The 22,531-nt window shown below is 63.6% G+C and carries 22 protein-coding genes and 1 tRNA gene; 10 read left to right on the top strand and 13 right to left on the bottom strand.

Going from position 1 to position 22,531, the window contains the following annotated elements; genetic code table 11:
* Positions 1-73 precede the first annotated feature (73 nt).
* Together ASD76_RS02240 and ASD76_RS02245 are read right to left on the bottom strand one after the other, a co-directional pair.
* Positions 74-1,501 carry a sulfatase gene (locus ASD76_RS02240; RefSeq protein WP_055917877.1) on the bottom strand — a complete coding sequence of 476 codons (1,428 nt, stop codon included), beginning with the start codon at positions 1,499-1,501 and terminating at the stop codon, positions 74-76.
* A gap of 132 nt (positions 1,502-1,633) precedes the next feature.
* The gene (locus ASD76_RS02245) at positions 1,634-4,735 is read right to left on the bottom strand and encodes a TonB-dependent receptor domain-containing protein (protein ID WP_055917880.1); all 3,102 of its coding nucleotides are present in this window, start codon (positions 4,733-4,735) and stop codon (positions 1,634-1,636) included.
* A gap of 117 nt (positions 4,736-4,852) precedes the next feature.
* Here ASD76_RS02245 and ASD76_RS02250 point away from each other — a divergent pair, with 117 nt between their 5' ends.
* Complete coding sequence (locus ASD76_RS02250) at positions 4,853-5,800, top strand: LysR family transcriptional regulator (RefSeq protein ID WP_055917884.1); 948 nt, start codon at positions 4,853-4,855, stop codon at positions 5,798-5,800.
* Between the two features lie 10 nt (positions 5,801-5,810).
* On the opposite strand, the gene ASD76_RS02255 is transcribed toward ASD76_RS02250, so the two are convergent.
* Entirely contained in the window at positions 5,811-6,203 is a 393-nt protein-coding gene (locus ASD76_RS02255; RefSeq protein ID WP_055917887.1) for a VOC family protein, read from the bottom strand.
* Between the two features lie 79 nt (positions 6,204-6,282).
* Here ASD76_RS02255 and ASD76_RS02260 point away from each other — a divergent pair, with 79 nt between their 5' ends.
* Positions 6,283-7,539, top strand: a complete 1,257-nt coding sequence (locus ASD76_RS02260; RefSeq protein WP_162249631.1) for a lipopolysaccharide biosynthesis protein — start codon at positions 6,283-6,285, stop codon at positions 7,537-7,539.
* On the opposite strand, the gene ASD76_RS02265 is transcribed toward ASD76_RS02260, so the two are convergent.
* A complete protein-coding gene (locus tag ASD76_RS02265; RefSeq protein WP_055917890.1) occupies positions 7,508-7,840 on the bottom strand; it encodes a DUF3817 domain-containing protein in 333 nt (110 codons plus the stop codon). The two genes, ASD76_RS02260 and ASD76_RS02265, sit on opposite strands and share 32 nt — an antisense overlap.
* 253 nt (positions 7,841-8,093) lie before the next feature.
* Between ASD76_RS02265 and ASD76_RS02270 the strand changes: the two genes are divergently transcribed.
* Complete coding sequence (locus ASD76_RS02270) at positions 8,094-8,777, top strand: RBBP9/YdeN family alpha/beta hydrolase (protein ID WP_055917895.1); 684 nt, start codon at positions 8,094-8,096, stop codon at positions 8,775-8,777.
* 4 nt (positions 8,778-8,781) lie between these two features.
* Here ASD76_RS02270 and ASD76_RS02275 read toward each other — a convergent pair whose 3' ends face one another.
* Complete coding sequence (locus tag ASD76_RS02275; protein WP_055917898.1) at positions 8,782-9,279, bottom strand: CAP domain-containing protein; 498 nt, start codon at positions 9,277-9,279, stop codon at positions 8,782-8,784.
* A gap of 300 nt (positions 9,280-9,579) precedes the next feature.
* Here ASD76_RS02275 and ASD76_RS02280 point away from each other — a divergent pair, with 300 nt between their 5' ends.
* Entirely contained in the window at positions 9,580-10,161 is a 582-nt protein-coding gene (locus ASD76_RS02280; protein WP_055917901.1) for a recombinase family protein, read from the top strand.
* Positions 10,162-10,189: 28 nt separating this feature from the next.
* Here ASD76_RS02280 and ASD76_RS02285 read toward each other — a convergent pair.
* Positions 10,190-10,264, bottom strand: a tRNA-Gln gene (locus ASD76_RS02285).
* 55 nt (positions 10,265-10,319) lie between these two features.
* Positions 10,320-11,189 carry a glutathione-dependent disulfide-bond oxidoreductase gene (yghU, locus tag ASD76_RS02290; protein WP_055917904.1) on the bottom strand — a complete coding sequence of 290 codons (870 nt, stop codon included), beginning with the start codon at positions 11,187-11,189 and terminating at the stop codon, positions 10,320-10,322.
* Positions 11,190-11,275: 86 nt separating this feature from the next.
* Between yghU and ASD76_RS02295 the strand changes: the two genes are divergently transcribed.
* Entirely contained in the window at positions 11,276-12,286 is a 1,011-nt protein-coding gene (locus ASD76_RS02295) for a DNA topoisomerase IB (RefSeq protein WP_055917907.1), read from the top strand.
* Here ASD76_RS02295 and ASD76_RS02300 read toward each other — a convergent pair.
* A complete protein-coding gene (locus ASD76_RS02300; RefSeq protein ID WP_055917910.1) occupies positions 12,283-12,723 on the bottom strand; it encodes a hypothetical protein in 441 nt (146 codons plus the stop codon). The genes ASD76_RS02295 and ASD76_RS02300 overlap by 4 nt on opposite strands.
* Positions 12,724-12,847: 124 nt before the next feature.
* On the opposite strand from ASD76_RS02300, the gene ASD76_RS02305 reads away from it, so the two are divergent.
* On the top strand, positions 12,848-13,825 hold the full coding sequence (locus tag ASD76_RS02305; RefSeq protein WP_055917912.1) for a glutathione S-transferase family protein: 978 nt from the start codon (positions 12,848-12,850) through the stop codon (positions 13,823-13,825).
* On the opposite strand, the gene ASD76_RS02310 is transcribed toward ASD76_RS02305, so the two are convergent.
* Positions 13,822-14,304, bottom strand: coding sequence for an MEKHLA domain-containing protein (locus tag ASD76_RS02310; protein WP_055917915.1), 483 nt, complete (start codon positions 14,302-14,304; stop codon positions 13,822-13,824). The genes ASD76_RS02305 and ASD76_RS02310 overlap by 4 nt on opposite strands.
* A 171-nt stretch (positions 14,305-14,475) precedes the next feature.
* Here ASD76_RS02310 and ASD76_RS02315 point away from each other — a divergent pair, with 171 nt between their 5' ends.
* The 3 genes from ASD76_RS02315 to ASD76_RS02325 all read left to right on the top strand — a co-directional run bounded on the left by ASD76_RS02315 (position 14,476) and on the right by ASD76_RS02325 (position 18,300).
* A complete protein-coding gene (locus tag ASD76_RS02315) occupies positions 14,476-16,224 on the top strand; it encodes an alpha/beta hydrolase family protein (protein WP_082553564.1) in 1,749 nt (582 codons plus the stop codon).
* 44 nt (positions 16,225-16,268) lie between these two features.
* Positions 16,269-17,876 (top strand): GMC family oxidoreductase, encoded by a 1,608-nt coding sequence (locus ASD76_RS02320; RefSeq protein WP_055917920.1) that lies wholly within the window; start codon positions 16,269-16,271, stop codon positions 17,874-17,876.
* A gap of 85 nt (positions 17,877-17,961) precedes the next feature.
* Entirely contained in the window at positions 17,962-18,300 is a 339-nt protein-coding gene (locus ASD76_RS02325; RefSeq protein ID WP_055917923.1) for a PilZ domain-containing protein, read from the top strand.
* Here ASD76_RS02325 and ASD76_RS02330 read toward each other — a convergent pair.
* The 4 genes from ASD76_RS02330 to ASD76_RS02345 form a co-directional block, all read right to left on the bottom strand.
* Positions 18,259-18,663, bottom strand: coding sequence for a hypothetical protein (locus tag ASD76_RS02330; protein ID WP_156457512.1), 405 nt, complete (start codon positions 18,661-18,663; stop codon positions 18,259-18,261). The genes ASD76_RS02325 and ASD76_RS02330 overlap by 42 nt on opposite strands.
* Before the next feature lie 16 nt (positions 18,664-18,679).
* Complete coding sequence (locus ASD76_RS02335) at positions 18,680-19,546, bottom strand: CHAD domain-containing protein (RefSeq protein ID WP_055917929.1); 867 nt, start codon at positions 19,544-19,546, stop codon at positions 18,680-18,682.
* Positions 19,547-19,555: 9 nt separating this feature from the next.
* Positions 19,556-20,659, bottom strand: coding sequence for a branched-chain amino acid aminotransferase (locus ASD76_RS02340; RefSeq protein WP_055917932.1), 1,104 nt, complete (start codon positions 20,657-20,659; stop codon positions 19,556-19,558).
* 501 nt (positions 20,660-21,160) lie between these two features.
* Complete coding sequence (locus ASD76_RS02345) at positions 21,161-21,559, bottom strand: hypothetical protein (RefSeq protein ID WP_055917935.1); 399 nt, start codon at positions 21,557-21,559, stop codon at positions 21,161-21,163.
* A gap of 211 nt (positions 21,560-21,770) precedes the next feature.
* Between ASD76_RS02345 and ASD76_RS02350 the strand changes: the two genes are divergently transcribed.
* A complete protein-coding gene (locus tag ASD76_RS02350) occupies positions 21,771-22,508 on the top strand; it encodes a TlyA family RNA methyltransferase (RefSeq protein ID WP_055917938.1) in 738 nt (245 codons plus the stop codon).
* The last annotated feature ends 23 nt before the right edge of the window (positions 22,509-22,531 follow it).

The raw sequence follows: 22,531 nt of genomic DNA on the forward strand, positions 1-22,531 counted from the left end.
CTCAAATCCTCCCCGAGCTTGTCTCGGGGAGGGGGACCGTCCGCGAAGCGGATGGTGGAGGGGCGTTCAACCGCTAGTCGTTCCAGCCGTAGTGATCGGCGAGTTCCTTGGGAGACCAGCCAAAGCTCGAAACCTTCGGGTCGCTGAGCATCCCCTTGTTCCATGCATCGAACGCCGTCTTCAGCTCCGCGAACTTCTCCGGCATGCGCTCCTTCAGGTTGGCCCGTTCTCGCGGGTCGGCGGTGACGTCGAACAAGTACTCGTTGTCGTTGATCGACAGGTACTTGTAGCTGCCGTGCCGCGCCGCCTTCTGATCCTTGCTGAAGTAGCGCCAGAACAGGGTCCGGTCCGGAAGCTGGTGTCCCGCCAACGCCGGGCGGAAGTCGATCCCGTCAGTGGGGTAGGCAGGGTCCGGCGCCCCCCCGGCTGCCGCGAGGAAGGTCGGTAGGAAGTCCATCGACATCACAGGCGAGCTATTGGTGCTGCCAGGAGCCGTTAGGCCCGGCCACTTGACGATGAACGGCACCCGCGTGCCGCCTTCGAGCAGTTCGGTCTTCATCCCCGTGAACGGCCAGTTGTGGGAGAACCGCTCACCACCGTTGTCGCTGGTGAAGACGACCACGGTGTTGTCGTCCATACCAAGCTCGGCTAGGCGCGCCAGGACGCGTCCGACGTTTGCGTCGAGGCTGGTCACCATGTCGGCATAAGTCTTCATCGTACCGCCGTCATAGTGGGCGATCGCGAGCGCCTCGCCGGATGCGTTGATGTCGAGACGCGCGGATTCCGCCCGGCCTTCGTCGTTGTTGCCTTCCCACGGCCAGTGAGCCGCCGTGAAGTGAAGGCTGAGCAGCCAGGGCTTGTCCTGCTTGGCGCGCGCTTCGAGGAACTCGATGCTGCGGTCCGCCAGGAGGTCGGTGTAGTAGCCCATCTCCTCGACCCGGACGTCACCGTCCCACAAGTCGGGCTGGCCACCGACCTTGTGAGTGAAGTAGTCGACGCCGCCGCCGCGGTTGCCCCAGAACTCGTCATAGCCGCTCTGCAGGGGGCCGTATTTCGGCAGCGAGCCAAGGTGCCACTTGCCGACGAGACCGGTGTGATAGCCCTGCTTGCGCAGCAGCGAGGGCAGGGTCGGGTGTTCAGGCGGCAGGCCATACTCGGTACCGCCGAGCGGTTCTTCGAGGCCGGCCCGCAGGCGGTACTGGTAGCGCCCGGTGATGAGGCCAAAGCGGGTAGCGCTGCAGACGGCGCTATTGGCGTAGCCATCTGTGAACAGCATGCCCTCGGCCGCAAGCCGGTCGAGCACTGGCGTCTGATATTCCTGCCGCCCGTAAACCGAAAGGTCTGCGTAGCCGAGGTCGTCGGCCATGATGAACAGGAAGTTCGGCTTGCGCCCCGTCGCTTGCGCCCAGGCTGGACCCGTGGCGATGAGTGCGGCCGTTCCGAGTGCGCCGGCAAGCGCAGTTCGCCGTGTCACTCCGGAGCGGACAGTCGTGTCAGTCATGTTCTGAGTATATCCCTCTTTCAGAGAATGTGGGCGGCCCCGGGTCCACGGGACCGCCCGTTTCGGCTGGTGGCGCGTCAGGAGCACCTCTGATGCGACACTAGCCTCAACCTCGGGTCGATCCAGCTTTCGTCACATCTTCAGTTTCACCCCGAAGGTGAAGCGGCGACCGAGCACGTCGTACACGCCCGAGTTGTACTGCACCGAATAGGCCGAGAACGCCGTGTAGGACGGAGTCAGCGGAGGATCGGCGTCGGTCAGGTTGGTCACGTTGGCGAACAGTTCCCAGTCCACGCCGCCGCCTTCGAACTGATAACCGAAGCGGAGATCGAGATAGAGGACGGAGTCGACCGTGTTGTCTTCGATCACGATCGGCGTTGTGTTCGGAGCCGGGAAATAGGGCGTCACGTCCTGGATCGCGCTGCCGATGTAACGGCCCTGGACCAAGGCAGAGAAACCACTGTTGCGATAGGTCAGGCCGGCGGTCATCTTGAAGTCGGGGTAGGGGAAATAGACCCCATCCGATTGCCGCGCGCCCGTCTGTCCGGCGTAGTCGGTGGTGAAGCCGGAGCTGTTGGTTTCCGAACGCTCGGTCAGCCAGCTGGCGAAGCCGCGGAAGTCCAGGGACTCCATGCCGCCCCCGAACAGCTTGAGATCCGTGGAGTAGCCAAGCTCGGCGTCGATCCCGGTCACTCTGGCGCGGGCCACGTTAACATAGACGTCGCCAACGAGGATGATCGCCCCGGTGCTCGGGTCGAGCGTGATCAGGTCACAGAACTCCTGAGCATTCTCGAGGAAGCAGCGGTTGACGACCGACTGCGTACCGACCTGGCTGATCGCATCCTTGATCTTGATGTCATACCAGTCGACCGACATCCGCAGCCCAGGGACGAATGCAGGTTGGAACACCGCGCCGAGGGTCATGGTATCCGCGCGTTCGGGTTCGACATTGGGATTGCCGCCGGAAAAGCGCGTGACAGTTATCGCTTCGATAACTGGCGTTCGCGGATCGTCGATCGTGGCCGCGCCGCCGGTCTTGTCGAAGCGCTCTGAAAGGTTGGCGGCCCTGACGTCGCGCGAATAAGTGCCGCGAAGGCGGAGGGTTTCGTCGAACAGGCCGATTTCCGCGCCACCCTTGTAGGCCCAGATGGTGCCCGATCCGGAGTAGTCGGCCCAGCGGGCTGCGCCGTTGAGGTTGGCAGTGATCCCGTCGGTGTCGAGCAATGGCACCAGCGCCTCGGCAAAGGCTTCCCAGACGTCCGCGGTCCCCTGGATGTTGGATACCTTGGAGTATTGGTTGCCGACCGTGTTGGCGCAGTCGGGCGGGCTTACCCCCCTCAACCCGATCGTCGGATCATTGCACCTGACCGGACGGAAGGTGTCGTGGTTCGAGGCCGGGTTGGTCACGTCTTGCACGACCTGCCGGATAGAGTCCTGGCGATAGGATCCGCCGAACGCGACGGCGAGCGGGCCCGCCCACAGGTCAACTACGTTGCCGGCAGCGGAGACTTCGGCGAGGTGCTGGGTGAAGGTGGTCAGGTTCACCTTTTCAGCTGACGTGGTGTAGCTGTATTCCTCACCCAAGCTGAAGCCAGTGTCCGCAAAATAGAGCGGGGTGGTGATGGACTGGCCCGGTTCGAACCCGGTCACGTAGTCGACAGCCGCCGCGGAAGCGTTGCCTCTGCCGAACAGGTTGATCGGCTGACAGCCCGGAAACGCCGCCGCGCCGCCCGAGAAAGTCGACACTCGGCACACGATGTTACCGTTGTCGAGCACCGCGTCTGCAGCTGCGAAGATGCGATCGACGCGTAGACCAAGCTGGCGCCAGTCGCGCTTCGAGCGGCCGTATTGATAGAAGCCGTCGATCTGCCAGCCGTCGAGTAAGCCGTTGTTCTCGATGTCCCAATCGAAGCCGACCGTGCCGATGTGCTGCGTCGTGGTGTCGTCGAGGTACATTTGCCCGACGTCCTCAATGCTGCCCGTACGGCGGAACACGAAGCTGGGGATGTTGTTCGTCGTCATCAGCTGCTGCAAGCTGGCAGGCAGGTAGGGGTTGCCGCTGAAGATCGTCAGCGTTGTCGGCGTGCCCTGGAAGCTTCCGCGCGGCGTGTTGTAGCTGAAGATGCCGGTCTGGCCGAACAGGTACTGACCGAACACCGTGAAACCGTCACTCACGTCAAAGTCGGCATAAGCGAATGCCGAGTACCTCTCGATGTCCGGATAGAGGGTGAACACTTCCGCGCCGAGATCGTCTCCGCTGGAGCCTGGGCCGGCGATTTGTCGCGCGCCTGGTGCGCCGATGGTACCTTGTCCCGTGGCTGTCTGCCCCGGCACGAACGGCGAGATGTTGCCGTTCCGATCGAAGGCTAGCCCGTTGATGACCGTGCCGGGTGCAAAGATGACGCCGTCGAACGACGACGTGGCCGAGATGACGTTTGGCGAAAAGCGATAGGGGTTCGCAGCCGTGCCCGCCCCGACGGTGCCCCACGACTGGTACCAGTCGCGCCCGCGGTAGTTGTGGATGCCGTTCTGGTTGTAGTGTTCACCCGAAACCAGGAAATGCCCGCGGTCGTCGGCGAAAGACGTGCCCCATGCGGCCGACAACTCATAGTTGTCACCATCTCCACGGTCGGTCACGCCGACCTGGCCGCTCACTTCGATGCCTTCGAAATCGGTATTGAGGATGAAGTTGACTACGCCGGCGACAGCGTCAGTGCCGTACGCTGCTGAGGCGCCGCCGGTGGTCGTTTCGACGCTGGCGATCATGGCTTCGGGAAACAGGTTGATGTCCACGCCGCCAAAGGCGCTGGTCGACGGGACGCGGCGGCCGTTGAGCAGAGTCAGGGTTCGGTTGACCCCAAGGCCGCGCAAGTTGAGCGAACCATAGCCGCTGCGCAGGAAGAAGTTGCCACTGTTCGGTGTCTGGTTGCCATAGAACTGCGGCAACTGGCTCACCGCCGTGATGAGGGCGCCCGGAGAGAGCGCTTCGAGCTCGCTGGCGCTGACGACGGTGACCGGAACCGGTGCCTGCATGCCGTCGGCCCGGATGCGCGATCCGGTGACGTAGATCGGGCCGCCTTCTTCCTCGCCTTCGACGGCGTCGCTGGCTTGAGGCGTCGCCGTGGCCTCCTGCTGAGCTAACGCAGGGGTTGCCCAAAGTGTCAGGATGGCGGCGCTGGCGCTGCCCGCTAGAGCGCGACGCAGACGAGCCCCGTTGTCGTTGTGATGCCTCATCAAGATTCCTCCCCTTCTTATGAAGGCGAGGTCACCCCGAGTGGGCGGTCAAAGCAACGCATCGCAAAGTGATGACAGGTGATAGGTTTCAAGTTATCAATATATCCGGAACCGATAATGCCAGCCTTTCCTTTCACCCTGCGTCAGCTCGAGGTCTTCGCCAACTTGTGCGGGACGCGTAGCTTTCGGCGCACTGCGGAAAGCCTTGGGATTTCACAGGCTTCCGTCAGCAACCAGATGAAAGTGCTTGAGGACCAACTTGGCGTCGTGCTGTTAGTTCGCCGGCCCGGTCAACGCCCAACCCTGACGCCCGAGGGCATGGCCTTTCTTGACGATCTGAAGGCGTTTCAGACGGCTGGCGAGGCTCTCGCCGCGCATCGGCGCCGGGATCCGGACGAGCTTACTGCGATCCGTTTTCGCGTTCTGGTCGGGCAGGGGCTGCTCGACAATTATATCCGGCCGAGGCTCGACCGGTTCTTTGCCGCGCATCCCCATGTCGAGCTGACGTTCGAAGCTCATCCACCCAGCAAGGAACTCGCGCGCGATGTCGAGGACGGCAGGTTCGATTTCGCCATGATCCACCAACGCGCCGACAGGCCCGTGGAGCCGCATTTGCGCCAACTCGCGCTGGTCCGTGGCGGCATCTACGGTCACCGCAAGTTTGCCGAGGGACGGCAGTTGCCCCTGTCGTCCGAAGTCGTGAACATGTTGCCGTTCATCATGCCGCTCGCGGCGAGCGCGCAGGAGCGTGAGATCCTACGGCTGTTTGAACGCTACGGGATCACACCGCGCCGGGTTATCGGCCACACCCAGTACTACGACGTGATGGCGGCCATGCTGGAGCGGGGAGTCGGTGTCGCGTCGTTTGCGGACACGATCCTGCCGCCGGAAATGCGCCAGGAGGTCATCCTGCTTCACCCCCTCGAGAACTGGCGTCTGCTTTGGTATCGCAAGGACGCAGGCGTTGATCCGCGATGTGACGCGGTCCAGTCGTTCCTGTTCTCAAGCGTGCTGCAGAATCCCGACTATCGCACCATCTCGGTCTTCGCCGAGGAATACGCCTAAGTTCGGGCCGTTAGCTGGAGGGCAGCTGGATCAGCTCGATCTCGTGGCCTTGGGGGCTGTGCAGCATGGCCACCTTGACCCCCGCAGTCTCGAACACGCCCGTCAGTTGACTGGCGCCGCAAGCGAGCGCCTGACCGTGTGCGGCTTCGATGTCTTCGCAGATCAGGCCCACGGGGCCGTGACCCGGACCAACGCTGACGTCGCGTCCATCCTTGTAGGCAACCAGCAACAAGTTCGGCCCTGTCTCCTGGCCCGGCAGCGCGAGAATATGTTCAGCGAACTCGGGCTCGTCGAAGCTGGTGGTGACCGCAAAGCCGAAGCCCTCGCCCCAGAATTTCAACGCTGGCGCCATCTCCGGCACGTTGAGCTTGAAGAATCCCAGCCGGACTTGTGCAGCAGCCATCCCATTTTCTCCGTTTTTGTTCAGTTAGCGTGAGCACATGGCTTTGCAATCCCGCGGGGCTTGCGCCAAAGGGCCGACCATGATCCGCCGAGCACTGCAGAACACCGGTTGGCTGATGGGCGCGCGGGGTGTCAACGGCGTGCTGAGTCTGGCCTATCTTGCGCTCGTTACACGGGCACTCGGGCTGGAGGGCTTCGGCTACTTCACCCTCTGCCTCACCTTCGCTCAGGCCGTGGCTGGGCTCACCTCATTCCAGACCTGGCAGGCCGTGATCCGCTGGGGTCAGCAGCGCGAGGCCGTAAAGGATGCGGTTGGTTTCGCCCTGGCGCTCGACTTGCTGGCCGTCGGAGTGGGCGCGGTTGCTTCTGCCTTGTTGCTGGCTTTTGCCGGGGACTGGCTGCCGATCCCGCAAGACCTTCGTCCCGAAGCTTATGCGCTCACCTTGGTCTTTCTGCTTTCGATACGTTCGACGCCCACCGGGATCTTGCGGCTCCACGACCGCTTCGCCAAGGGCGCTGGCGCCGACACGGTTACCTCCATCGTCCGCGTGATCGGGGCTGGAATCGTGGCGATCGCCGTGCCGACTATCGAAGCCTTTCTAATAGTCTGGGCCTTGGCCGAGATTGCGACGGCGGCGACTTATTGGATCTTCGCGCTCCAGTGCCAGAAGGTGGACCTGTCGCGCATCAGCCTGCGCCGCTTGCCGCGCGCCGAGCCTGGCGCCTGGGCATTTGTGTGGGGCACGGCCCTGTCCGGAACCTTGCAGATTGCGTCCCGCCAAATCCTGGTGCTCCTGGTTGGTGCGCTGGGCGGGGCAACGCTGGCGGGCATCTACCGTGTGGCTGCCCAACTTGGCGAAGGCCTGCTCAAGCTGGCGCAGGCGTTGATGCGGGCAACTTATCCGGAACTCGTTCGCGATCCGGAGGCAGCGCGCCATATCGCCTCGCGGATCGGCAAGATCGCCCTCTACACCGGGCTCGGCACGGTCCTGTTCTCAGTTCTCGGTGGCCACTGGGTGATCAAGGTGATCGCAGGGCCGGAGTTCATTGCCGCTTATGCGCCGATGATCATTCTCTCGGCGGCGGCCGCGATCGAGTTGGCCGGTGCATCGCTTGAAGCTCTCCTTGTGTCGCGCGGACACGCGCTGCGCAATTTCATGCTGCGCGGTGTACCTACCGGATTGGCGCTCGCATCCTTGCCGTTCGCTATGACTTGGATTGGCGTTTCCGGCGCCGCGGCGATGGTCTTCGTGTCCAGCCTGGTGAGCGTCGCGGCCCTGATGTGGGTAACGCGCGAGCGGGACGTCAGGCCGGATCTGCCTCCGCAGCAGGCATGATCCGGGCTTCGTGTCGCTTGAGCATCGGATCGTTCAGGAACGTGCCGAACGGGAAAAGCGATGCGGCGAATGTCCTGATCCAGTTCCATGCCGAAATGTCCTGGCCCGGCAGCAGCAGGACCATCCCACCTAAGTAGGCCAGCCAGGCCGCCCCGTGGATCGCACCGGCGGGCGGCACGAGTGCGGGATTACCGAGCCAGTACTTCAGCGGCATCGCGACCAGAAAGAGCGCGAGCGTCGTCACGCCTTCGACAAACGCGATGGTCCGGAACACCCGGAGCCTGGCCTTCGAAAATTCCATGAAAGTCCTTCAAGCAGCGATGGCTGGGGCAGCGATCTATGGCGAACGTGAAGTCCGCTCCGTCGCCCATAACGCAGGATCGAGCGTTTTCAATGGCTTTGCGCATCACTCGCAATAAGGGTCGGAGACATCATCGCATCGAACCCTCACCTCGTCGCAGGGGGCTTCTCAACCGATTCTGTTGAGTTAAATTCAGCGCAGTCGGACCATGCGAATCGGACGGCCTTACCACTCTGCATTGGGAGAGACGGCAATGGCCCACTATCTCGAGCTCGACGGTGATACCCTGCGCGACGATCCGCTGATCCTGATCGTTCCGGGCATGCACAACAGCAATCCCCAACACTGGCAAACGCGCTGGGAACAGCAGTGCAGCGATTGCCGCCGCGTCGATCTCGGGATGTGGGATGATCCGCATCGCAATACCTGGGTCAACAAGCTCAATCTGGCGATTCACCGGGCCGAACGGCCGGTCATCCTGGTGGCGCACAGCCTCGGATGCCTGGCGGTGGCGTGGTGGGCCGAATTCGAACAGCCGGTCCACGGCAATCCTGTCGTAGGCGCGCTGCTGGTGGCTCCGCCCGACGTCGATCGTCCGGGGACGGACCTGCGTCTGGCCCGCTTCGGGTCGTGCCCGCGGGAGGCCCTGCCATTCCCCTCATTCCTCGCCGCCAGCCAGGATGACAGGCTTTGCAGCCTGCGCACTGCCCAACTCCTGGCCCGTGACTGGGGCTCGCGCTTCGCCTTTGCCGGCGCCATCGGCCACATCAATGCCGATTCAGGCATCGGTGACTGGCACTTCGGCAAGACCCTGCTGGCCCAACTCCTGCGCGAGAGTGGGCGGGATCATGCGCGGCTGGTGCCGGAGACGGCGCCGGTGCGATTGCCTGACGCGACCTTCGCGCAGGAGCGGCTTCTGGCGGGCCAGTCAGCTTAGTTCTTTAACGGGCGGCTGGTCGTGAAATGGTGATCACGGGCCGCCCATCCCTGTTGCCCGGAGGGGAATAGCGGCAGACAAGAACGTCGTAGGCCTTAGAGGCGAAACCGCAGCCCAGGTCGGTCGTCGTCGACCAGATCATTTGTGTGTAGTGGGCGCACTTCGACCAATCACCGGCGCAGACATCCGGGAAGATGCCGACGCGGAAGTCGCGGCGTTCATCGAGCCAGACGCGTGCCAAGCCCAGGGGCGTGTTTCCAGCGCGAGGGCCGGCGACAAGGTTCTCGCGCTCGTTCTCTCGTCCGACGCGCGAGGAGTGCCGCAGCCGGCCGGTTTCGGCGAGAACATTGGCGTATTCCTGCGCATGCTCTGCCAGAGTCAGGTTCCACTGCAACGGCGGCGATCCCACGTCCTCTCGGGCCTGGTTGTGGAGATCGAGTACGGAGACCATGTCGCGCCCGAGCGGGAGCTTTGCCAAGTCCTCGCGACTGATGACGGACACCGCCCTGGGAGCGTCCGCAAGAGTGTCGGGACCAGCTGCGACCGCCACGCATGGAAGCAGCAATGCAGCGGCTAAACAGTTGACAATACGATGCAATCTGGATGGGGTTCGTCTTGACTTGTTCATGTCAGTCCCCCATTCCGAACCAGCTTCGAGCTACCCAAGAGAGCGATCTTAGCATCGCATCTTGGACGAGTGTAGCGCCCTGGTCAGGGCGTGATTATGGCGCATAAATAGAACTTATGAGCTAGCTCAAAACTTAGCTTGACGGCTTTTCTGAGCCGTGGCTAAGGCCGCACCATGATTCACCACATCGCTTATTACCGCGTCTCCGCCTCCGATCCTGCCATCGATGTCCAGCGCACCATGATGGGTGGCTCGTTCGACCAGGAGTTTTCCGACGAGGGGGTCAGCAGCTCGGTGAAGGCGGCAGACCGACCTGGGTTTGCGGATCTGCTTGCCGGGATCCGCAAGGGCGACACTCTTTATGTTTTTGCGATCGACCGTCTGGGGCGCGATGCGCTCGATGTCCAGACCAATGTGCGACGTTTGATCGATGCAGGGGTGGCAGTCGAAGTCCGTGGCCTCGGCCGCATCAGCGGGGATGTCGGAGAGCTCCTGCTGACCCTGCTGGAGCAGCTTGCGGAACTGGAGCGCCGCAAGATCGCCGAGCGCACCGCGGCTGGGCGGCAAGTGGCCCGCGAGGCGCTGAAAGCCACCGGCAAGACCCATCGGGGCAAGTCCAGCCTCGGGCGGCCGTTCGCTGCCAATGCGATAGAGGTGAGGGAATGGCGCAAGGCGAACAAGGCCAGCATCGCCAAGACCGCGCAGCAGTTCGGACTCTCTCCGGCGACCGTGAAACGGTACTGCGCCGCGCGTTGAGCGTGAGCTCCGAGGGAGAGTTGAAATCTGGCTGGGGCGGCAGGATTCGAACCTGCGCATGCCGGTACCAAAAACCGGTGCCTTACCGCTTGGCTACGCCCCAGCATGGCGGAGAGGCGCCCCTATAACGGGTCGCGCCTCTCGCGCAAGGCACTGGATCAGACGTCGGCGCGTTTGCGCACTGGGTTGAAGAGCGACTTGTCCTCGACCGCGTCGAAGTCCGCAGCCGAGTGCCGTTCCGGCATGGCCTGGGTGTTGACCAGACGTCCGCGAATCACGCCCGGGCGGGCATCGATCGCCTTCACCCAGCGGCCCACGTTCTCGTACTCGTGCAGCGAGAGGAACTTGTCCGAGCCGTTGTAGGCGCCGTGGTAGAGGTTGCCGAGCCAGGTGTAGGCGGCGATGTCGGCGATGGTGAAATTGGGGCCGGCGAGAAACTCGGTCTGGCCGAGTTGCATGTCGGCGACCGCGAACAGGCGCTTGGTCTCCATCGCGTAGCGGTCGATCGGATACTTGTAGCGCTCGGGTGCGTAGACATAGAAGTGTCCGAAGCCGCCGCCGATGAACGGCGCGCTGCCCATCTGCCACATCAGCCAGCTAAAGGTCTCGGCCCGAGCCGGATTGGTCTTGGGGAGCAAGTAGTCGAACTTCTCGGCCAAGTGGACGAGGATCGATCCGCTTTCGAAAACGCGGAACGGCTGCGAGCCGCTGCGGTCGAGCAGGGCGGGGATCTTGCCGTTGGGGTTGAGGTCGGTGAAGCCGGAGCCGAACTGGTCGCCGGCGAAGATCTTGATCATCCAGGCGTCGTACTCAGCGCCGGAGAAGCCTGCTTCGAGCAGCTCTTCGAACATGATCGTGGCTTTGACGCCGTTGGGCGTGCCGAGCGAGTAGAGCTGGAACGGATGCTCGCCGACCGGCAACTCCACTTCCTCGCGCGCGCCGGCGGTCGGCCGATTGATGCCCGCGAATTGGCCGCCGTTCTCGGGATCGAATGTCCAGACTTCGGGCGGGGTGTAAACGTCGGACATCGGCAAGCTCCTGCAAAGGTCGGGTCGCGGGGAGATGGCGTGTCCGCTGCGGAACCGCAAGCACCGGGTGGCCGTTGCAGCGATCCATGGCGCGCATTTCTTCGGACCTTGAATATGTCGACGACAGCGGGCCGGGCATCACGCGCAAGCGGGCCGGAACGGGCTGGGCCTATTTCTCTCCCAACAGCCAGCGCATCACCGATCGCGATGAGATCGACCGGCTCAACCGGATCGCGCTGCCGCCCGCCTATATCCACGCCTGGTTCTGCCCGAAGGACTGCGGGCACCTGTTGGCGACCGGTATCGATGCGCGAGGGCGCAAGCAGTACCGCTACAACCCCGAATTCCGGACCCGCCAGGAAGCCGAGAAGTTCGACGGCTGCGCCGAATTTGGTCGCCTGCTCCCCAAGGCCCGCAAGCAGGTGGCAAAGGATCTTGCTCGTCGAGGCCTGACCCGCGAACGCGCCGTGGCGAGTGTAATCCGCCTGCTCGACCTGGGCGCCATCCGCGTCGGGAACGAGAGCTACGCGAAGGCTAACAAGAGTTTCGGCGCCACGACCTTGCGGCGGCGCCATGCCAGCGTTTCCGGTTCCAAGCTCAAGCTGCGCTTCAAGGCGAAGTCCGGGCAGCTACGTGAAGCCACTGTCACCGACCGCCGGCTCGCCAGCTTCGTGCGCAAAATGCAGGACCTGCCCGGCCAGAACCTGTTCCAGTACCTCGACGAGGCGGGAGAAGCGCACCCGGTCGGCTCTCATGACGTCAACGCCTATCTCACCGAAACGATGGGCGAACACTTCACTGCCAAGAACTTCCGCACCTGGCACGCTAGCGTGCTCGCCTTTCGCCTGCTGGCCGAGGCCGAGCGGCCGCTGACGCTGAAGGAGCTCACCGCCGAAGTCGGAGAGCACCTTGGGAATACACCTGCGATGGCCCGCAAGAGCTACATCCATCCTGCCGTCATCGCGCTGGTCGACAGGCAGCAGAAATGGCGCGCGCGGCTCAAGCTCCCGCGCGAGAGCAAGTGGCTCAATCGCTACGAACGCGGGTTGATCAAGCTGCTTGAGAAGGCGCCGAAGGCAAAGACGCTCCTCGCCTAGCGCAGCACCCCACGCGCTCTCATCGACGCGGCGTACCACAGCTGCAGCACCGCCAGCACCCAGATGAGGCAGGTGGTGATGATCGTGCCGATGTTGTTGAACATCTGGCTCGTGCCCATGATCAGGTCGTAGGCGTTGGTCACCACGATCGAGACGAGCGAGATCGCGAAAAGGGGCACTGCGAAGCGGTTCTTGATGAGCAATGCCAGCGCTCCAGCGATGGCGCTGAACAAGGAGATGTCGGTTACCGCGACGAACCACGGCGCCTGCGCGGCGTAGTAGGCCGCCTCGGCCTCGCTCACCCCCTCTAGCCTGCCCTGTTGGGCGGTAATGATGACGTAGGCGCCTGCTGCATTCCATAGCAAGGATAGGATGCCCACGACCCAAAGATGCCACGGCGTTTTGGATGCGGGTGCTTCCGCTGCGAACTGGGACATGATTTGTCTCCCCCTCTCCAGGCGACCCAGGGGCAATGTAACCGAGGGCGGGCCTGAATCAAAATCCTGCCGGACTTGTACGGTGGTTCAGTTCGCTTAGTTGGTCGGATGAGGAGAACGGCGAATGGCGCAATTGGTCGACGGCAAATGGATGGATACGCTCCCGGCAGCCGAGGAGATCGGGGCGGACGGGCGTTTCCGCCGCATCGACTCTCCGCTGCGCGAGTGGATCTCGGTCGATCCCGCCGCGGAATTTCCCGCCGAGGCCGGTCGCTATCACCTTTGGGTTGCTGCCGTTTGCCCGTGGGCCGCGCGGACCACGGCGTTCAGGGTGCTCAAGGGACTGGAGCAGGTGATCACGGTTTCATTCGCGCGCCCCGGATTCCCCAAGGAAGGCTGGGTGTTCGACGAAGGTCCCGATGGGCCGGTCGAAGGCGGCTATCCGCTGCACCGGCTCTACACCGAACATGACCCCAGCTTCACCGGCAAGGTCACGGTGCCGACACTGTGGGACAAGAAGCAGCGGCGGATCGTGAACAACGAGAGTTCGGAGATTATCCGGATGCTCAATTCCGCTTTCGACGAAATCACCCGCAATCGGCTCGACTTCTATCCGGAGGCGCTTCGGGACCAGATCGAGCAATGGAATGCGCTGATCTATCCAGGGCTCAACAACGGCGTCTACCGCACCGGCTTCGCCAGCACCCAGGCGGCATATGACGAGGGGGTTCGCGAGGTGTTTGCGACGCTCGATGCGATGGAAGACCACTTGTCGCGCCATCGCTACCTCGCGGGCGAGTACCTGACCGAAGCTGACTGGCGGGCATTCACTTCACTGGTGCGGTTCGACGTCGGGTACCATGGCGCGTTCAAGTGCAACTTGCGGCGGATCGAAGACTATCCCGCGCTGCGGGGCTATCTTCGTGAGCTATACCAGTGGCCGGGGATCGCCGGCACCGTCGACCTCGAGCTCATCAAGTTCGGCTATTGGTTCCTGACCGAGCGAAACCACATCGTCGCCATCGGACCGGAACTCGACCTGGCCACCCCGCACGACCGCGACCGGTTACCGGGGAAGGGCGTTTGGCAGGCCGGCGGCTAAGCCGGATCGATGTATTCCCATTCCGCGTAGCTGGCGGCCTGGGCCACGCGGGTGCCGTGTTCGTCGATCACGTTCCAGGTCAGCGCCGTATCGACCTTGAACCGCCGTCCGCTCGAGGCGACCCGCACGCCGTTGAAGCCTTCGATCCAGTCATCCTTGTCGAGCCTGGCGAACATCCGCAGCAGCTCTGCGCGCCGGATCGGCTCGGCACAAAGATGTGACGGCATGCCGATGAACGCCGAGGCGGTCATTTCGTACAGATCGAGCGCCAGGCGATTGGCGTAGAAAATCCGCGGAACGGCATCGATGCCCTGCGCCATGATCACCCGCGGCGCGAGCCACATCGCTTCCTCGATACCCCCGGAGGCGGGATCGACCAGCGGCTTTCCGGCAATGCGCGCAAAACTCTCGGCGATCAGCGGCAGCCGCGACCCGGCGCTGACCTGCATGGCGATACGTTCATTATCCTCGACTGGCATGGCCGCGCTGCTAGCGCAGAACTGGTCTCTATCCAAACTACCGTTGTTTCAGTCAATGATACTTGACATAACGTCATGCTTCCTTGCTATATGATGGCGTACTTTGCTGGGTATGTAAGATTCGTGCCCCGTTGATCGACTAAGCGTTCGAAACCGGATTCGGAGGGTTCGATGCCTGCGTTCAAGAGAAGCCTATTCGCGCTGGCGGCTCTGCTTGCCGTCTTGATCGCAAGCCCGGCGCTGGCGCAGGGGGCACCTGACATTGCTGGAACGTGGAGTGGCCAGATCTCCACCAACACCGGGGACGTGACGCTGGTTCTCCATGTCGCTCGCGGTGAGGACGGAAAGCTGACCGCCTCGATCGAGAACTTCGACCAGAATCCTGGCAATCCGGCGCCGATCACCGAGATCGCCGCGGCGGACGGGAAGCTTACTTTCAAGGTCGCGCCGATCAGCGCCTCTTACCAGGGAAGCTGGGATGAAGCGGCGCAACACTGGAAGGGCACGCTGACCCAGGGCGCGGAACTGCCGCTCAATTTGGCGAAGGGAGGTCCTCCCTCAAAGCCGGTCGTTGCCGGTCTCGATGGCGTCTGGGTTGGCAGCGTCGAACGCAACGGAGTCAAGCTGCGGCAGGTCCTGCGTATCCGGACCAACGAGCAAGGCACATTCGCCCTCTACGATTCGCCCGACCAGATGGTGATAGCTGTGCCTGTCAGCGACCTCGCCCGCGAAGGCCAGGCGGTGAGCCTTTCGGCCCTTCGTGGCCTGGCAAAGTTCGCCGGAACCCTGTCGCAAGCCGGCAACGAACTGACTGGCACCTGGACCACGCCCAACCAACCCGACGTGACGACCACCTTTGTGCGCGCAACCGAAGAGCAGATCGCGGCGCAGCTACAGCCGGCCCGGCCGCAGACACCGAAGGAGCCTTTCCCCTACAAGGTCGAGGAAGTCTCTTTCGACAATCCCGCTTTCGCCGATGTCCACCTCGGCGGGTCGCTGACTTTGCCGGAGGGCAAGGGACCGTTCCCTGCGGCGATCATGATTACCGGATCGGGCGCGCAGGATCGCGATGAAACGATAATGGACCACAAACCTTTCGCGGTCATCGCCGACCACCTCACGCGCCACGGCATCGCCGTGCTGCGTTTCGATGACCGCGGCATTGGCAAATCGACCGGCAACTACGGCAATGCCACCTCCGCAGATCTTGCGACGGACGCGAATGCGGCCTTTGCCTATCTCGCGACGCGCCCGGAGATCCGCCACGACGCGATCGGCTTCATTGGACACTCCGAAGGCGGAATGATCGGTCCGATCGCCATGTCGACTAACCCGGACGTCGCCTACTTCGTCTCCCTCGCGGGACCCGGGACGAACCTGCCACAACTCATGCTGTCCCAGCGCCGCCTGCTGACCGCCCAGATGGGGCTGAGCGAAGAAGAGATTAACCGGCAGGAACCGGTGATGGCCGCCCTGTTCAAGGCGATCGCCGATGCCGATACACCCGAAGCCGGTTACGCCGCAGCGATGGCGGTTCTCACGCCTGAGGCCAAGACCGCGCTCGGCATGCCGGTGGACATGGATGGTGCGCTCGTGGTGCGGCAGGTGTCGGGGCCGTGGTTCCAGTACTTCTTCAAGTACGATCCCGTGCCCAACCTCTCCCGGATCAAGGTGCCGGTTCTGGCCCTGAACGGCAGTCTCGATCTCCAGGTGCCGGCCAAGGAGAACCTTCCGGTCATTCGCGAGGCCCTCAAGAACAATCCGGACGTCACGATCGTCGAGCTTCCGAGCCTCAACCACCTGTTCCAGACGGCGAAGACTGGCTCGGTGGGCGAGTACCGCGACATTTCGGAGACGGTCTCACCCGCGGCTCTCGAGCTCATCTCCGACTGGATCAGTCAACGCTTTGTGAAGCCGTAGATTGCCGCTAGTTCCGACCGCTGGAGTGCGGAAGGGGATTGCGAATGGGGCGGGAGCCCGACCTGATTGTCGTCGGCGGCGGATCGGCCGGACTGGCTTGCGCTACACGCTTGGCCGAAGGCGGATTGCGAGTTCTGCTGGTCGAGGCCGGCAAGGACCACAAGGACCCGCGCCTGGCGATCCCTGCGTTGATGAGCGGGGTGGTGCACAAGCCGGACTTCGATTGGTGCTATTCGGCGGAGCCAGATCCCTCGGTCGGCGGCCGGCCCGATGTGTGGCCCGCTGGCAAGCGCCTCGGCGGCGGCTCCTCGATCAACGGAATGATGTTCATCCGCGGCCACAAGTGGGACTTCGACCACTGGGCAGAGCTTGGCGCGACCGGCTGGGACTACGCGAGCGTGCTGCCGTACTTCCGCCGGCTGGAACACAACGAGCGCGGAACCGACGAATGGCGCGGGCAGGGCGGCCCGATCCACGTATCCGAGGTGCGCTCGCGCTACGAAGTCACCGACGAGTGGATCGAAGCGGCCGAGCAGGCTGGGATTCCGCGTTCGAAGGATCTGAACGGCGAAGTCGGCGAAGGTGTCGACATGATCCAGCTCTCGCAGCGTAACGGCCTGCGCTGCTCGACCGCCGCGGGCTACTTGCGCAATCGGCCGCCTGGGCTGGAGCTTCTGCTCGAAGCGCAAGTGCTCAAGATCGAGGTGGAGAACGGTCGCGCCACTGGGGTGACGATCCGTCGCGGTGGCGAGGTGCGGACGCTGACGGCGCGGCATGGCGTGGTGCTCAGCGCAGGTGCGCTCAATACGCCAAGGCTGCTGATGCTGTCGGGCATCGGCCCTGCAGGCGAGCTACAACAGCATGGGGTTGCGGTGGTCCGCGATCTGCCGGGGGTTGGGCAGAACTTGCAGGAGCATCCGGGCTGCCACTTGGTCAACGCCGTCTCCGCGCACACCCTCAACAACGATGCGCACGGCTTCGCCGGCGTCCGGCAAGTGCTGGAACTGGCCTTTGCTCGCAGTGGCGCGCTGACGACCGGGATCGGGCATGCGCAGGCGTTCGTGAAGAGCCGCGAGGGGCTGCCGGCCCCGAACCTCCAGCTCGCTTTCAGTGCGTTTGCGTTCGAGGTTACGCCCAAGGGCAACCTGGCGCTGGCGAAGGACGCCGCGGTCAGCACGTTCGTTGCGGTGATGCGGCCCAAGTCGCGCGGGCAGGTCCGGCTGCGGTCGGGCGACCCTGACGCCGCCCCACTGATCGAGCATCGCCTGCTGGGCGAAGAAGACGACGCGGCGCAGCTGGTCGAAGGGCTCGAGATCGCCCGGCAGATCATGGCGCAACCCGCGATCGCGCCACATGTGAAGGCGGAGATCCGCCCCGGTGCCGCGGCAGACAGCCGCGAGGCGCTGCGTGGCTATGTGGGTGCCGCGACGCTGCCGATGTTCCATCCGGTCGGCACCGCCAAGATGGGCGCGGCAAGTGATCCGCTGGCAGTCACCGGCCCCGATTGCGCCGTGCGCGGGGTGCAGGGCCTATGGGTTGTCGACGCTTCGATCATGCCGACGATCCCGCAGGGGAACACCAACGCGACCTCGATCATGATTGGCGAACGCGCCAGCAACCTGGTCCTGGCCGGCGTCCGTGAGCACACCTAAACTTAAGTATGCAACTAACTCACAATTAAGAAATCACGCGTAAACCAGCACCTGGTAGTTATTGGGTAGTTTTCAGGGGCGGGTAATGAGCATCAATCGCCGACGCGCTGATCGATACAGCGTGCAGGTCAGCGCCAAGCTCAAGGAAGAGCTGGGTAAGCCACATACTGTACTAGTGACCAACCTCTCGTGGAGCGGTTGCCGCCTTTCATCGAGTCATACGTTCAAGGTCGGTACGCCCGTGAGCCTGGAAGTCGGGCGCGCGGATCCGCTTGAGGGTCGCGTGAAATGGCGTGTTGGCGCGATGCACGGGGTGCGCTTTGCCAGGCCGCTGGACCCGACCTTGCTCGATCACATCCGGCTGTTCCTCAGTGCCCAACCGTCAGTGGTCGCCGAGCGGGTCGACGGCTCGGAAGCCGCCTGAAGAAGCGCGATAGCCGACCACGCACAGCGCCAGCATTGCGGCGTTGCTGACGAAGTCGAGCGCCATCCACTGATTGAACACCGGCACCACGAACACGAACCAGTAATTGAACCAGAAGAACGGCAAGAGCGCGATCCCGTAGACGAGGAACGTCGTCCGGGTGAACCGGCTGAACGCGGCGAACAGGCCGGAGAGCACGGCTTGCGCGCCGAAGCAGCCGATCAGGAGGGCGGTAGTCGTGTCGCCGTGGTAGAACTCCGGTCGTACGCCTAGCCGCTCGACCATTCCTGGGAACAGCAGGCACCAGGCGCCGAGCACCAGGAACGGGACGGCGATCAGCCTTTGGGCGAGTAGAGCGGTCACGAGAGCCTCCTTCGCGTCATCCGGTGAACTCCGTTGCGCTCGCCCAGGTCTTCCATCGTTCACCCAGCCGTTTCGCCATTATGCGTGGCCGCTTCGCCAGCAGCTTCCGTGCTCGGCGATTGGCGCGACGTTCAAGTCCATCGGAGATTCCTGAAGCGGCCAGCAGCACCTCGTGCGAACGGCGAACGGTGATGAAGTCAGTCGGCGACCCGGTGAGATGCGAGGTCAACAGGGCCAGATCGTGATGCCTGCCGAGGTCCTCGGCCAGGCCCGCAGCTAGCCTGTTGCGGCGCTTGAGCATCCGGGGCCGGACAGGACGCAGAATCTGGCAGTGAAAGCTGTGATATTTCACCTGCTTCCGGAGGTCGTGATAGGCGTGTGGGTCGTTGGTCTCGCACGCAGTCCTGGCCGCTTTGCGGGCACTGCGGATCGTCTTGGCGAAGCCCCCGGACAGGGCATCCCAACCCCGTTCGTCGAGTGACCAGGACTGGCTTCGTATTCTGATTTCGAGCAGTCGCTGGCGGCATTGCACAAGAAGGGGGCCGACGTCTTGGGCCGACTCTGCAGTGCCGGCATCCGCGCCTGGCGCCGGTTCGCCAGTGAGCGCCTCGAAGGTCTCCCGGATCACGAAGGCATCGCGCTTACGAGACACCAGGCGCGCCGTGTCCCGGAGGAAGGCGTTCTCTTCCGCATAGGCGGGAAAGGCGGGACCTACGAGGCGGAGAAGGGCGCGCACCTTCTTGCACCGTTCCCGCACCGCGTGGACGGCATTGTTGGTGTCCCGGTCCTCGATCGAGGCCAGGGCCTTGTCCAATTGTTCCGCTGCAATCCGCCGTAGACTGGCCTCAACCGACCCGTCGCTGGTCTTGAAGCGGAAGGCCATTCAGAGCCTTCAGTCGAGCCGGACGACCCAGCCGTGGCGATCCTCAGCGGCGCCGCGCTGGATTGCTACGAGCCGTTCGCGCAGCTTGCTGGTCAACTGGCCGGGGCCGCCGCTGCCGACGGTGAACTCGCCATCCTCGCCAGCCACGCGTCCGATCGGGGTAACGACCGCCGCAGTGCCGCAAGCGAAGCATTCGACGAGCTTGCCGCTCTCAGCATCGGCGCGCCATTGGTCGAGGCTGTAGCGTTCCTCGCGCACGTCGAGGCCGTCTTCGCGCACCAGCGTCAGCAGGCTGTCACGAGTGATGCCGGGCAGGATCGTACCGGTCAGGGGCGGGGTGATGATTGTGCCGTCATCGAAAGCGAAGAACACGTTCATGCCGCCGAGCTCTTCGACCCATTTGTGTTCGGCTGCGTCGAGGAACACGACCTGGTCGTGGCCACGGGCAATCGCTTCGGCCTGCGGTACGAGGCTGGCGGCATAGTTGCCGCCGCACTTCGCTGCGCCAGTGCCGCCGGGCGCGGCGCGGGTATAGGCGCCGGAGACCCAGATCGAGACCGCCGGAGTACCCGACTTGAAGTAGTTGCCTGCCGGGCTGCAGATCACCAGGAACTTGTAGTGCTTGGCCGGCCGCACGCCGAGGAACGGCTCGTCGGCGAACATGAAGGGCCGGAGGTAGAGCGAGCCGCCTGGGACCTTCGGGAACCAGTCCTTGTCAGCCAGGGCAATCTGGCGAACGGCTTCGACGAACACGTCCTCAGGAAGCTCCGGCATCGCCAGGCGGCGGGCCGAAGCGTTGAAGCGGCGCGCATTCTCTTCGGGGCGGAACAGGGCCATAGTGCCGTCGTCCAGCCGGTAGGCCTTGAGCCCTTCGAAGATCTCCTGCGCGTAGTGCAGCACTGCCGCCGCTGGATCGAGGCTGAGCGGTTGGCGCGGGCCGAGCGTGTGCGAGTGCCAGCCTTGCCCTTCGGTCCATTCGATCACCACCATATGGTCGGTGAAGACCTTGCCGAATCCCGGGTCTGCAATCAGCCTCTCGCGCTCCGCGTCCGCCACGGGCGAGGGATGGGGAAGGTGGGTAAACTGGGTGCTCGGGTCGGCCAACGTCGCCATAAAATCCTGGTCCTTGCCTCTGTCGGAGGCAGTCTCTGTACGAAAATTACAATTTGACAAGTAAAATTGTAATTAATGGTAAGGGGTGAAACCGCTTTCGAGTAGCCCTAGCTGTCCATGCCCGAATTGAGAAGTGTTTCGCGGCCAGCCGAAGGCGCTGTCGTGGGCGCCAGATATGAGAAAGGCCGCTTCGACCTCAGCCGAAGCGACCTTTCGCATGGTCAGCGGCCGGAAGAGCCGCCCACGAAGCCTTTATCGGCGAAAGAAGCGATTACCGATAATGCTCCGCGCGGGTCGTTACCGACCTCCCTGCTGAACCATGAGACATCGGATCACCTCCTTTCGCGCTTGGAAGCCATGCCCCCCGTTTCACCGTGGAGCCAAGCCTGCGTGGACCGCTGGCCTGAGTGCGAATTTGAGTCACTCCGGGCTTCAACACAAGACTTGTAAAAATGTTTTTCCCCGTCAGAATCGTGCCTTCGCGTTGCTTCGCCAACTCCCCTAGCGGCAGTCCTCGATGACCCGGGTAACCTCGGGGTAGGCCGGCGCATAAAGCGTAGGCAGACCAACCACTTCCACGGCAAAACGCCCCTTGGAAAAGGCCATCGCGTCAAGCAATGGGTCGCGCGCGGGGATCTGCGCCGCGACCCCGGCAGGGGCCGATCTGGCACTGAGCCCGCGCTCCATGGTCTCGGCTCGCACAATTATTTCCGCCGCTGTGACTTGACCCGCACGGACGATTTCGACCGCGCCTGCCGCGCGATCGCAACGCAGGGCCAGCAAGGCGCCACCGGAAGAATCGGAAAACAGCGCCGTGCCGTTACGATAAGTCCAGTTCCCGGGGGTTGCCGGATTGTCCAGCCAGTGATCGAAGCTGGCCACCGGGGCGGGCGTGGCCACTGGCGTTGGCGCAGGTCGGGGAGCGGGAGCGGGGGCGGGTGCTGGGGTCGGCTGAGGGGCGGGAACGCATCCGGCGATAGCAAGGCAACAAACCGCCATGCCCAGTTGAACCCGCTTGAACCGCATCAAATCACTCCTGTCTGTGGGCAGTATTCCCCTGCCCGGCAACAACCTCTGGCCTGCCCGCTGTCATCGCCCTATCGCCGCCATCATGGCAGGCAAGCGACGTATCGACCAGTTGCTCGTGGAGCGGGGGCAGGCTGAAAGCCGGGCCCGTGCCCAGGCCCTGGTCATGGCCGGATTGGTCTTCGCAGGCGAAACGCGGGTCGACAAGCCCGGCCAGCAGGTTCGCGAGGACGTACCGATCGAGGTCCGCGGGCGCGATCACCCGTGGGTCGGACGGGGCGGAGTGAAGCTGGCTCACGCGATCGAACACTTCGGGCTCGATGCGAAGGGCGCGGTGGCGATGGACATCGGCAGCTCGACCGGGGGCTTCACCGAAGTCCTGCTCGAAAACGGTGCAGAGCATGTGTTCGCGGTCGATGTGGGCACCAACCAACTCGCCTGGAAGCTGCGGCAGGACCCGCGCGTGACTGTGCTTGAGCAAACCAATGCCCGCGCGCTTACTCCGCAACAGATCGACAGGCCCTGCGACTGGGTCGTGTGCGACGCGTCGTTCATCGGTCTCGCCAAGGTGCTCGAAGTGCCACTGCGTCTCGCAGCGCCCCGCTGCCGCCTCGTGGCCCTGATCAAACCACAGTTCGAAGTCGGCCGCGAAGAAGTGGGCAAAGGCGGCATCGTGCGCGACCCTGTTCTTCATGCCAGGGTATGCGACGAGATCCGTTCGTGGCTCGAAGGCGACGGGTGGGAAATCGACGGCATTATCGAGAGCCCGATTACCGGGACTGAAGGAAACGTGGAATTCCTCGTGGCCGCTCAACGCGGCTGATTGCGCGCAGGCAGCGCTTCCGC

The organism is Altererythrobacter sp. Root672 (assembly GCF_001427865.1).
Taxonomy (GTDB): domain Bacteria; phylum Pseudomonadota; class Alphaproteobacteria; order Sphingomonadales; family Sphingomonadaceae; genus Croceibacterium_A.